We start from the raw sequence: 12,787 nt of genomic DNA, 5'->3' as shown, positions 1-12,787 counted from the left end.
AACGAAAGTGAGAAATGCAATGGCTAAATTTCCTAAAAATTTCCTCTGGGGTGGTGCAACGGCGGCAAATCAATATGAGGGCGCCTATAATCTGGATGGAAAAGGACTGTCTGTTCAGGATGTGACTCCAAAAGGCGGAGTGCCGGCCTCGCCAGGTGATCGCAATCCTTTGATTACCGAGGGTCCGACACCAGATAATCTCAAGCTGGAAGGAATTGATTTCTACCATCGTTACAAGGAGGACATTGCCCTCTTTGCGGAGATGGGTTTCAAGGTCTACCGGACCTCCATTGCCTGGTCTCGGATTTTTCCAAATGGAGACGAGCTGGAGCCCAATGAAGCTGGTCTACAATTCTATGACAATCTTTTTGACGAACTGGCTAAATATGGAATAGAGCCGCTGATTACCCTGTCTCACTATGAAACGCCTCTACACTTGGCGCGTCAGTACAATGGCTGGGCCAACCGTGATTTGATCGGCTTCTATGAGCGCTATGTTCGTACGGTTTTTACCCGTTATAAGGACAAGGTCAAGTATTGGCTAACCTTTAATGAAATCAACTCTGTCCTCCATGCGCCCTTTATGAGCGGTGGCATTGCCACGCCAGCTGAAGAACTATCCAAGCAGGACCTCTATCAAGCGGTCCATCATGAGCTGGTGGCTTCTGCCTTGGCAACAAAGATCGGTCATGAGATCAATCCTGATTTTAAGATTGGCTGTATGGTTCTGGCTATGCCGGCCTATCCTATGACACCTAAGCCTGAAGATGTGCTGGCAGCACGGGAATTTGAAAATCAAAACTACCTCTTCTCTGATATCCATGCGCGTGGAAAATATCCAGCCTATATCAATCGTTTCTTCAAGGAAAATGGGATTGAGATTCAGTTTGCGCCAGGTGACAAAGAGCTTTTGGCTGAAAATACTGTAGACTTTATTTCCTTCTCTTACTATATGAGTGTGGTTGCAGCTCATGATCCGGAAAATTATTCTTCTGGCCGAGGCAATCTTCTAGGTGGCATCCTAAATCCTCATCTGGCTAGCTCAGAATGGGGCTGGCAGATTGACCCAGTCGGCCTGCGCTTAGTGCTAAATAGCTTTTATGATCGCTATCAGTTGCCTCTCTTTATCGTGGAAAATGGTCTCGGTGCCAAGGATGTCTTGGTGGATGGTCCAAATGGCCCAACGGTTGAAGATGACTACCGTATTGATTATCTTAAACAGCATTTGCAGCAGGTGGGAGAAGCGCTGGAAGATGGCGTAGAACTGCTAGGTTACACGACTTGGGGCTGTATTGACCTGGTCTCAGCCAGTACGGCAGAACTCAGCAAACGTTATGGCTTTATCTACGTTGACCGCAACGATGATGGTAGTGGAACTCTAGCCCGTTACAAGAAAAAATCTTTTGATTGGTACAGAGAAGTCATTGCGACGAATGGAGATAGTCTCTATCATTAAAGAGTAAAAAGTGGGTTTTCGAACCCGCTTTTTAATTGTTGGCGGTTGAATGTCTCTTTGATTTTTACTATATCAAGTAGTATAATGAGGGGGATTATTTCAATTGCTATTAAGGAGTTCTTATGTTTGATTCTTCTTTTAAAATCCTGTTCTTTATTTTAGGGATTTGTGTTGTGATTTATATTATTGGAATGGTGAGTCGCCACCGTTTCAAACAAAAATTGGCAGGCTACTGGGGAAGTTCTAATCGTTTGGCTAAAGCCGATAGCGAAGCGAGTCTATGTGAGTCTCTTCTGCTGGAAATGGAACTTCAGTCATACGATAGCTTAGTAGACGATCAAACCTGGTCGGATTTGGATTTGTATGATATTTTCTCTAAGATAGATGCTGGGGCCCAGTCTAGTCTTGGTTCTGAGTACTTGTATAGTAAACTGAGGTTGCAACGCTTTGAAGCAGATCCGATTTTTGAACAATTGCAGAGCTATTTGAAAAACCATCCCAAGGAGCGCTTGGATCTGCAAGTTTTATTTGCTCAGTTAGGTAAGAAGAATTACAATCATGCCAAGAAATTAGTTTTACAGCCCATCAAGCCCAATTACTGGTGGCCTCTTTATATCCTCTTAGGTTTGTTGCCAATTATCTCCTTGGGTCTTATATTTGTAGCTGATTCACTAGGCCTAGTTTTATTTTTGACCAGCCTAGTGGTCAATATAATCTTTTCAGCCATGACACGCTGGTCTTTGTCCATGAAGCTGGAAAATATGAGTTACTTAGTCAGGATTTTCTATATAGCTGATAAAATGAAGGGCTTGAATTTCCCAGGCCACGAACATTTAAAGCCATCTATCAAACCTTTCCGTGCTGCTAGGGTATTTGGTTCAGTTTTTCAAAATCAATCAGGTGGGTCAGAGTTAGAAATCATCTTGCTCTATCTGAATATGATTTTCTTAATTCCTCAGATGGCTCAATCCTATATTTCCAGACAAATTTTTCACCATCAGCAGGAGGCAAAGTCTGTTTTAGATATTCTGGGTCGCTTGGAAGCAGCTATAAGCCTATTGAGCTACAAAGAATCTCTTCCCTTTTACTGTCAGCCGAGTTTTTGTGAAGAGGCGGGAATAGAGGGCAAAAAACTCTATCATCCTCTACTTAGTCAGCCAGTCAGCAATGATGTCAGCTTTACCAAAAACATCATGATCAGTGGAGACAATGCTTCTGGGAAGTCCACCTATCTGAGGACAGTTGCCATCAATGCTATTCTGGCTCAAAGCCTGAACTTTGCCTGTGCAGATAGTCTCAACCTAGCCTATGGTTCGGTCTTGACAGCAATGGATGTGAGCGATAGTATCGAGACAGGCGACAGCTATTTTATTGCTGAGAGTCGCACCATTAAGCGGATGCTAGAGAGTTTGGAACAAGAAGGAATCCATTATTTCTTCATCGATGAGCTTTTTAAGGGAACCAACACTCTTGAGCGGATTGGTGCAGGTCTAGGTATTATAAAATGGCTGGCTGAGCGTCACTGTCTATACATGATTTCCAGTCATGATGTGGAGTTGGTGGCTACTTCTGGAGATTTAAATGATCAATTTCACTTCGACAGCCAATACCGTGACGGAGAGATTGTGTTTGATTATCAGATTAAAGAGGGGAGTGCCCTGACCAAAAATGCAGTGAATACCCTTGAAAGCCTTCATTATCCCAAGGAAATAACAAATGGGGCTAGAAGAATTATAGAAGACTATGAAACGAGCGGTCAGTGGCATTTGCCAGAAGAAGGGGAAATTGTATGAGCATCAGAATGATTGCGACAGATATGGATGGGACCTTGCTGGATGGTCTGGGACAGCTAGATCTTCCTCGTCTGACTACTATTTTAGATGAGCTAGATAAGAGAGACATTCGCTTTGTAGTAGCTACTGGTAATGAAATCGGTCGGATGCGAAATCTTTTTGGTCCAGAACTGGCGAATCGTATTACCTTTGTCGTAGCTAATGGCGCCCGAATTTTCGAAGGGGAAGACAAGATTGTGGAGCAGCATTGGGATAGCCATCTGGTCCAGGATGTTTTAGAATATTTTGCTAGCAGAGAACGAAATTACCATTTGGTTGCTAATCTGCAAAATGGTCCTCACACCTTAGAAGGAATGGACTTTCCTATTGTAGATAGAATTATGACGGAAGAAAGAGCCAGGGAATTCTACCGGCAGATTCATTTTCTCAGTGATTTTCAGGAGCTGGATAAAGAAGCTGTTATAAAAATGAGTATCGTAGTAGATGAAGAGCAGACTAGTTCTGTGACACAGAGAATCAATCAAGATTTTGCAGGGCGACTCAATGCAGTTACCAGTGGCTACGGGGCTATTGATCTATTGCCAAGAGGAATCCACAAAGGCTGGGGACTGCGTAGTTTGATGGAGCGTTGGAAGATTGACGCTGATCAAATCATGGCTTTTGGCGACAGCGAAAATGATATAGAAATGCTTGAATTGGCTGGTTATTCTTTTGCTATGGAAAACGGAGAAGAAAAAGTCAAAAGAATGGCCAAATATATTGCACCAAGTAATGATGAGGCAGGTGTTCTTCAAGTTTTAGAGCAGTATTTAAAAGAAAGATAGGGAATATGGCAGTACAATTATTAGAAGAATGGCTCTTGAAAGAGCAGGCAAAAATGCAGGATAAATACCGAGAATTGAATCAAGTATCCGTTAAGGAACCAGATATTATTTTTATCGGAGATTCCATCGTAGAATACTACCCTTTACAGGAACTATTACAGACGAATAAGGTCCTGATTAACCGTGGAATTCGTGGCTACAAGACGGATTTGCTCCTAGACAACCTTGATGCCCACCTCTTTGGTTCTGCTTTAGATAAGGTTTTTATTTTAATAGGAACCAATGATATTGGTAAAGAAATACCTCAGTCTGAGACACTGGAAAATCTTGAAGGAGTGATTCAGAAGATTTCCAGAGAGTACCCATTGGCCCAGATCCAGCTTCTATCAGTCTTGCCAGTGAATGAGGGAGAAGAGTACAAGGGGACAGTTTATCTCAGGACGAACGGGAAGATTCAGGACCTCAATCAGGCCTATCGCCAGCTGGCTAACGCCTACATGAATGTCCAATTTATCGATCTCTACGATGCTTTTCTGGACGAGGGAGGCCAGCTGCGCCCAGACTACACAACAGATGGTCTCCATCTGACCATTGCTGGCTATGCAGCCCTGTCCAAGGCTTTGCAGGAGACGTTATAGAGATAAAAATAGGGAGCGAAAAAAGCCCAACCAGACAAATCTTTAAAGGAAGATTTGTTTTTTTAAAACTTTTTGTTTACAAATGTAAATGTTAGTGGTAAAATAGCATCATAAGATTTACAAATGTAGATTTTGAAAGGAGAAGCTATGCAAATTTCCAATGCGGAATGGCGCATCATGAAGATTATCTGGATGGAAGGCAAGCAGACCAGCACGGATTTGATCGCCGTCTTGTCCGAGCGCTTTGATTGGTCGAAGTCGACCATCAAGACTCTCTTGACGCGCTCGGTGGAAAAGGGGTGCTTGACTAGAGAAAAAATAGGCAAAGCCTTTGTTTACTCGGCTTTGTTGACGCAGGACCAGAGTTTAGACTTGGTGGTTGAGGAGGTGAAAGACAAGGTTTGCTCAAAAAGAATTGTCCAGGTGCTTGAAAACTTGATTCAGGCGAGTGACTTTACGCTTGCAGATCTTAATCAGCTGCAGCAGGTCCTGGAAGAAAAGAAAGCAGAGGCTGTCGAAACAGTCCCTTGCAATTGTATGTAATAGAAAGAAGGAAATTCCATGTTTGGATTGTTGATTAGTATTGTTTGTTTACTTGTGGTTGCTTTTATTGCTTGGTGGTTCTTTGCAGAGCATGAAAAGGTAAGCGGCCACGCTCGTCAGAAATCAGGTTATCAAGAAATTGAAGTCGAAGTCATGGGGGGCTATTCGCCTGAAACCATTGTCCTGAAAAAGAATGTTCCAGCCCGGATCATCTTTAATCGCAAGGATCCATCTTCATGTCTGGCTCAAGTGATCTTTCCAGATTTTGGCGTTCATGAAGATTTGCCTTTAGGTGAAAAACATGTCATTGAAATTACGCCAGAAAAAGCGGGCGAATATGGGTATTCATGTGGAATGAACATGATGCATGGTCACATGATTGTGGAATAAAGGAGTAGGTATGGTAGAAAAACAAAAAGCAGTTGTGGAAAACGGAGTGCAAAAGATCCGTATTACAGCAGAAAAAGGCTATAGTCCAAAGGAATTTCAACTTCAAAAAGGGATCCCTGCTGAAATCACCTTCCATCGGGTCAATCCTTCCGGCTGTTACAAGGAAATTTTGTTTGAAGATCAGGGGATTTTAGAGCCTTTGGAAGTCGGTGTGGATAAGGTGATATCCTTTACCCCGACAGAAACAGGGGACTTCGAGTTTTCATGTGGAATGAAGATGCAAAAGGGTTCCTACACGGTTGTGGAAAAAAGCCGTCGTGTCTTAGGTTTACTGGGTCGCTTTTGGATTACTAGTATCTTTACCCTTCCCTTATTGATCTTGATGATCGGGATGATGGCAGGATTTGTATCCCATACAGTCAGTCGCTGGGGGACTTTTCTAGCTACAACGCCGATCATGTTGGTAGCAGGAGTTCCTTTTATCAAGAGTGCCTGGGCCTCATTTAAGAAGCACCATTCCAATATGGATACCTTGGTAGCTCTTGGAACCCTGGTAGCCTATGTCTATAGTGTATTTGCCCTTTTTACTGGTCAGCCAGTATACTTTGAGGCTGCGGGTTTTATCATCTTCTTTATCCTCTTAGGGCAAATCTTTGAAGAACGGATGCGTAACAATGCCTCCGAGGCTGTGGAAAAGTTGTTGGATTTGCAGGCAAAAACGGCTCAAGTTCTCCGTGATGGGAACTATGTTGAGGTGGCGGCGGAAGATATCCAAATTGATGACTTGATTCGGGTCCGTCCTGGGGAAAAGATTGCGGTTGATGGGACGATTGTAGAAGGAAGTACGACCATTGATGAGTCGATGGTGACAGGTGAAAGCTTGCCTGTGGAAAAATCAGTTGGTGATGCAGTTATCGGCTCCACTATCAACAGCAATGGGACCATTCTCTTTAAGGCTGAAAAAGTCGGTAGTGAGACCCTCTTATCTCAAATTGTGGACTTTGTCAAAATGGCCCAATCCAGTCGTGCTCCTATTCAAGATTTGACGGATAAGATTTCAGGTATCTTTGTTCCAGTGGTGACGATTTTGGCCATTGCGACTTTCTGGGTTTGGTCCGTGCTTCTGGGCGCGTCGCTTCAAGAGGCCATGCTCTATGCAGTCTCTGTCCTCATTATTGCCTGTCCTTGTGCCCTTGGTTTAGCAACCCCAACAGCCCTGATGGTCGGAACCGGCCGTAGTGCCAAGATGGGGGTTCTGATTAAAAATGGAACAGTTCTTCAAGAAGTGCAAAAGATTCAAACCGTTGTGTTTGATAAGACAGGGACTATTACCATTGGCCAACCACTTGTAACCGATGTTGTAGGAGATGAAGCGCGTGTCTTGACACTGGCTGCTAGTCTTGAAACTTTTTCAGAACATCCACTAGCCCAAGCGGTGTTATCCCAAGCAGAAGAAAAAGGTTTGGTGTTATTCCCTGTGGAAAACTTCCAAGCGATTGAAGGAAAAGGGGTCCAAGGTCAGATCGACCAGCAGTTGGTGACCTTGGGAAATGGCAAACTTCATGACGGGACAGCGATGGATCCGGAGCTTGAAAAACGGATGGTAGAGTTGCAAGAGCAGGCCAAAACAGTGATCAGTTTGTCTGTGGATGGGCAAGTGATTGGCTTGATTGCCATTCAAGATGCTCCGAAGGCCAGCTCAAAAGAAGCGATCAAAAAGCTCAAAGAACGGGGCTTGAAAACGGTCATGTTAACGGGGGATAATGAACGGGTGGCTCAAGCTATTGCTAAGCAAGTGGGAATTGACACCGTCATTGCTGATGTCCTTCCTCAAGAAAAAGCTAGCGCCATCCAAAAACTGCAAGAAGCTAGCAAGGTCGCCTTTGTTGGAGATGGGATCAATGATGCTCCAGCTCTCTCGATCGCGGATGTGGGGATCGCTATGGGATCTGGAACGGATATTGCGATCGAGTCCGGTGGCATCGTGCTCACGCAAAATGATTTACTTGGCGTTGTGCGCGCCTTTGACATGAGTCAAAAGACCTTCCGCAGGATCTTACTCAATCTCTTCTGGGCCTCTATCTACAATATCCTTGGGATTCCAATTGCTGCTGGAGTCTTTGTAGGACTGGGATTGACCCTCAATCCAGAACTAGCAGGTCTTGCTATGGCCCTTAGTTCTTTGTCTGTTTTGACTAGCTCGCTGCTTCTCAATGTTGAGAAAATTGATTAAATGAAACAAAAAGAGAGTGGGACAGAAATCGGTAATTCGTTAGAATTCGATTTCGTCGTCTCACCTCCGCACATTTGAGTAGGGCTGTAAAAGCTAATGAAATCAATGTAGTAGAGCCCACTCAACCACTGCGTCTTGCTCGACAATCCAAAAACAATTAAGAGGCTAGGACTTTTGTCCCAGCCTCTTTTTGTTCGATTTCCTACAGCTACAAGTCTTAGAGGTGCATGCAAATTATAATAAAATATCCTATTCTACTATAGTTTGTGAAATTTTCTCAAAAAAGAGCATCTGTTATGTAATAGGGATTGAGCATCTCTGAGCATATTCTTATACAAGTGAGAAAAAACATGGTAAATTGATATAGTAAAGTTGCTTGAAGCGTTTTCATTCACAAGTGAAAATGTTTTCAATAACTGAAAATTTAATTTATTGAAGGAGAGTTATTCTTATGACTCAAGGGAAAATTACTGCATCTGCAGCAATGCTCAACGTATTGAAAACATGGGGCGTAGATACCATCTACGGTATCCCATCAGGAACACTCAGCTCACTCATGGATGCTTTGGCTGAAGACAAAGATATCCGCTTCTTGCAAGTTCGCCACGAAGAAACAGGTGCTCTTGCTGCGGTCATGCAAGCTAAATTCGGCGGCTCAATCGGGGTTGCAGTTGGTTCAGGTGGTCCAGGTGCGACTCACTTGATTAATGGTGTTTATGATGCAGCTATGGATAACACTCCATTCCTTGCTATCCTTGGATCACGTCCAGTTAACGAACTCAACATGGATGCCTTCCAAGAATTGAACCAAAACCCAATGTACAACGGTATCGCTGTTTACAACAAACGTGTCGCTTACGCTGAGCAATTGCCAAAAGTAATCGACGAAGCTTGCCGTGCTGCAGTTTCTAAAAAAGGTCCAGCTGTTGTTGAAATTCCAGTAAACTTTGGTTTCCAAGAAATCGACGAAAACTCATACTACGGTTCAGGTTCATACGAACGCTCATTCATCGCTCCTGCCTTGAACGAAGTTGAAATCAACAAAGCAGTTGAAATCTTGAACAATGCTGAACGTCCAGTGATCTATGCTGGTTACGGTGGTGTCAAAGCTGGTGAAGTGATTACTGAATTGTCACGTAAAATCAAAGCACCAATCATCACAACTGGTAAAAACTTTGAAGCTTTTGAATGGAACTACGAAGGTTTGACAGGTTCTGCTTACCGTGTTGGTTGGAAACCAGCCAACGAAGTGGTCTTTGAAGCAGACACAGTTCTTTTCCTTGGTTCAAACTTCCCATTTGCTGAAGTTTACGAAGCCTTCAAGAACACTGAAAAATTCATTCAAGTCGATATCGATCCATACAAACTTGGTAAACGTCATGCCCTTGACGCTTCAATCCTTGGTGATGCAGGTCAAGCAGCGAAAGCAATCCTTGACAAAGTAAACCCAGTAGAATCTACTCCATGGTGGCGTGCAAACGTGAAGAACAACCAAAACTGGCGTGATTACATGAACAAACTCGAAGGTAAAACTGAGGGTGAATTGCAATTGTACCAAGTTTACAATGCAATCAACAAACATGCTGATCAAGACGCTATCTACTCAATCGACGTAGGTGACACTACTCAAACATCTACTCGTCACCTTCACATGACACCTAAGAACATGTGGCGTACATCTCCACTCTTTGCGACAATGGGTATTGCCCTTCCTGGTGGTATAGCTGCTAAGAAAGACAATCCAGATCGCCAAGTATGGAACATCATGGGTGACGGTGCATTCAACATGTGCTACCCAGACGTGATCACAAATGTTCAATACGACCTTCCAGTTATCAACCTTGTCTTCTCAAATGGTAAATATGCCTTCATCAAGGACAAATACGAAGACACAAACAAACACTTGTTTGGTTGTGACTTCCCTAATGCTGACTATGCGAAAATCGCTGAAGCTCAAGGAGCTGTTGGATTTACAGTTGATCGTATCGAAGACATCGACGCAGTTGTTGCAGAAGCTGTAAAACTCAACAAAGAAGGTAAAACTGTTGTCATCGATGCTCGTATCTCTCAACATCGTCCACTTCCAGTAGAAGTACTTGAACTCGATCCAAAACTTCACTCAGAAGAAGCAATCAAAGCCTTCAAGGAAAAATACGAAGCAGAAGAACTCGTACCATTCCGCCTCTTCTTGGAAGAAGAAGGATTGCAATCACGGGCAATTAAATAATTCCTCTCGTCGAAAATCAAATGTAAACTGTGTTATCTTCACCTTGCCGTACTTCAGTACTGCCTGCGGTTCGATGCCTTGTTTATTCTTTGATTTTCATAGAGCGGAACTTGAAAAGATCGGAGCAATCCGGTCTTTTTATGGAGGAGAGTAAATGAATTTAAATCAATTAGATATCATCGTGTCAAATGTTCCTCAAGTCTGTGCTGACTTGGAGCGTATTTTGGATAAAAAGGCAGACTATGTTGACGACAGTTTTGCTCAGTTCACGGTTGGCAGTCACTGTCTCATGTTGTCCCAAAATCATTTGGTTCCTTTGGAAAATTTTCAGTCAGGGATCATTCTCCACATCGAGGTTGAGGATGTAGACCAGAACTGCAAACGGTTGAAAGAGTTTGGTGCCGAGATTTTACACGGTCCAGCTATAACTGATTGGGGAACAGAATCCCTGCTAGTTAAAGGCCCTGCTGGTCTAGTGATTGATTTTTATCGTATGAAATAGGACGCGTAGTCATTTGAAGTTAACCTTAGAGGAAGGAATAGAGAGATTGTGTCTCTACGAACAGAAAAGTGATAGTACGGCATGTATAGTGGTAGATAAGGGAATTTGAAATTAGTTTGTACTCGATTGAAAATTATTAAAATGTAGAACTTTTCTAATATTCTGATTTTTCTTGAGTTATTATTTTAATAGTTGTATAATGTATTTAAAATAAAGCAAAGATAAAGAGGTGGTAATATGAAAGTTATCACGATATGTCTTAAGGTATGATACTGAAGATGGTAGTGTATATTTTAATACCAAAAATAATCATTCATTTTTGATTACGAATGAATTGAAGAAGAATATACAAGAAAATAAAACAACGGAAAGTGAATATATTGCCTATTTGGAAGAGAATAAATATTTACTTGAAGAAAATGAGGTAAACAAATATTTAAAACAGATAGAAGATAGGAATAATGAGATTGTAATATTTGTTAAGTTTATATAATAGAAATGGAGAGGAGTGCTAGCCTCTCTCTTTTTCTAGGAGGGCATTATGAATAAAATATTTCACTATCTGGACAAGAAAACGAAGTTTTATACTATCATTGGTGCACTGGCAAATGGAGGTTTGGCTCTTGCTCAACCCTTAGTCGTATCACAAGCCTTGTCCTTAAATCAAGGAGAATTGACTTATTCTAAAATTATACAGTTTGCTGTTTTTGGCTTTACAGTATACTTTGTCCTGTATAGCTTAATGCTCTTTTGTAATCATACACATAATGTTTTTCGTCGTGAAATTCAAATGAATATGAGGGCAGATTTATTTGACAAGCTGATGACAAATAAAGATTTTAGCGAAGATGAAAAAATCACCATGCTCACACAAGATATGGAGTATTTGGGGGATAATTACTTAGAAAAATACGTCAATATCATTTGCTGGAGCTTTGTTGCATTACTAACAGCGATTTATATTATTTCGCAAAGTTTGTTGCTAGGTAGCATTTTTGTCTTTTTCACTATTCTACGTCCTATTCCTCAGTTCTTGATGAATAAAAGACTCAAACATACTGGTGATGACATGGCGCAAGGCAGAGTAGAAGTTCATAATCAAGTATCTGATAGTATCCGAGGATCACATACTCTACTCATGAACCAAGCAATTTCTGAAAATCAGAACAGATTTTGGAAGATTAATCTAAAATATCAACGAGCAATTCAAAAGTTTTGCTTTACCCATAATATTATTTTCTTTTGCAACGGATTCATGGTCTTTTTGAGCCAAGTTTTACCACTTGTTTTAGGTTTTTACTTTGCTATGGCTGGGCAGAAAGTGTCAGTGGCAAGTCTTGTTGCCATGTACATCGCAGCAGGTCAGTTAGTGAGCCCCATTCAGACTATTATGTATGATGCTGTAGATATACAAGGGGCAAAAACGACAGCAGATAAGATTTTTGGAATATTAGAAATTGGAGATGTAAAACAGATAGATAAAAAAGATGCGCAAGAATTGCATGCCCTGCACATTAAAAATTTAAGTAAATCCTATGGTGACAGACAGCTTTTTACTCATCTAAACTTGGATGTTCAAGCAGGTCAGAAAGTTTTAATCAAAGGACCGAGTGGTTGTGGTAAGTCAACCTTGTTCCGACTCATTACTGGAGAAGAAATAGCAGATGAGGGAGAAATTATCGGCGTGACAACTGTTAATGAATCTACATCAAGTTTTGTATCCAGTATAGGAATTATTAACCAACACCCATTTCTCTTTAACGATACAGTGCGTTACAATTTGACCTTAGGACAAGAATTTTCTGAGGAAGAATTGCTTGCTGTTTTGAAACAAGTCAAACTAGATTTTGAATTGACAGGTGGGCTGGATTTTATTATCAAGAATAACGGGGAGAATATTTCTGGGGGACAAAGGGTGCGGATTGAATTGGCACGCTTTCTTCTTCGTAGAAAAAATCTGTTATTAGCTGATGAAGTGACAGCAACCCTAGATAAAGAAAACGCACTCATGGTACATGAACTACTATTTTCTCTTCCTGTTATGATGTTAGAAATTGCCCATCATATTGATGATGAAAGTAGATATCAACAAGTTGTAGATTTAGGAAAATATTGATTCTGGCCAAAAAGTCAGTTTTATCATAAAATGAAGTAACTATTTCAGCAATAAAAGACCCAGTA

10 protein-coding genes are annotated in these 12,787 nt (G+C 41.7%); all 10 read left to right on the top strand.

Annotated features, from left to right (window positions below):
• Positions 1-19: 19 nt before the first annotated feature.
• The 10 genes from PCY06_RS05380 to PCY06_RS05335 all read left to right on the top strand — a co-directional run bounded on the left by PCY06_RS05380 (position 20) and on the right by PCY06_RS05335 (position 12,722).
• Positions 20-1,456, top strand: coding sequence for a glycoside hydrolase family 1 protein (locus tag PCY06_RS05380; protein ID WP_082307231.1), 1,437 nt, complete (start codon positions 20-22; stop codon positions 1,454-1,456).
• Positions 1,457-1,578: 122 nt separating this feature from the next.
• Positions 1,579-3,249 carry a hypothetical protein gene (locus tag PCY06_RS05375; protein WP_082307230.1) on the top strand — a complete coding sequence of 557 codons (1,671 nt, stop codon included), beginning with the start codon at positions 1,579-1,581 and terminating at the stop codon, positions 3,247-3,249.
• Positions 3,246-4,073 (top strand): Cof-type HAD-IIB family hydrolase, encoded by an 828-nt coding sequence (locus PCY06_RS05370; protein ID WP_125367364.1) that lies wholly within the window; start codon positions 3,246-3,248, stop codon positions 4,071-4,073. Before PCY06_RS05375 ends, PCY06_RS05370 begins: the two co-directional genes overlap by 4 nt.
• A 5-nt stretch (positions 4,074-4,078) precedes the next feature.
• Entirely contained in the window at positions 4,079-4,711 is a 633-nt protein-coding gene (locus PCY06_RS05365) for an SGNH/GDSL hydrolase family protein (RefSeq protein ID WP_070494268.1), read from the top strand.
• A 147-nt stretch (positions 4,712-4,858) separates the two neighbouring features.
• The gene (locus tag PCY06_RS05360; protein ID WP_046164964.1) at positions 4,859-5,254 is read left to right on the top strand and encodes a CopY/TcrY family copper transport repressor; all 396 of its coding nucleotides are present in this window, start codon (positions 4,859-4,861) and stop codon (positions 5,252-5,254) included.
• A gap of 18 nt (positions 5,255-5,272) precedes the next feature.
• On the top strand, positions 5,273-5,644 hold the full coding sequence (locus tag PCY06_RS05355; RefSeq protein WP_002901455.1) for a cupredoxin domain-containing protein: 372 nt from the start codon (positions 5,273-5,275) through the stop codon (positions 5,642-5,644).
• Positions 5,645-5,654: 10 nt separating this feature from the next.
• Complete coding sequence (locus tag PCY06_RS05350) at positions 5,655-7,877, top strand: heavy metal translocating P-type ATPase (protein WP_053794196.1); 2,223 nt, start codon at positions 5,655-5,657, stop codon at positions 7,875-7,877.
• A gap of 451 nt (positions 7,878-8,328) precedes the next feature.
• A complete protein-coding gene (spxB, locus tag PCY06_RS05345; protein WP_061601591.1) occupies positions 8,329-10,104 on the top strand; it encodes a pyruvate oxidase in 1,776 nt (591 codons plus the stop codon).
• Positions 10,105-10,258: 154 nt separating this feature from the next.
• Complete coding sequence (locus PCY06_RS05340; RefSeq protein ID WP_053794194.1) at positions 10,259-10,606, top strand: VOC family protein; 348 nt, start codon at positions 10,259-10,261, stop codon at positions 10,604-10,606.
• A gap of 541 nt (positions 10,607-11,147) precedes the next feature.
• Positions 11,148-12,722, top strand: coding sequence for an ABC transporter ATP-binding protein (locus PCY06_RS05335; protein WP_082307228.1), 1,575 nt, complete (start codon positions 11,148-11,150; stop codon positions 12,720-12,722).
• The last annotated feature ends 65 nt before the right edge of the window (positions 12,723-12,787 follow it).

Origin of the sequence: Streptococcus sp. SG1, from assembly GCF_030439935.1 — a bacterium.
Taxonomy (GTDB): Bacteria; Bacillota; Bacilli; order Lactobacillales; family Streptococcaceae; genus Streptococcus; species Streptococcus gordonii.
This window is presented reverse-complemented; position numbering and strand designations above follow the sequence as displayed.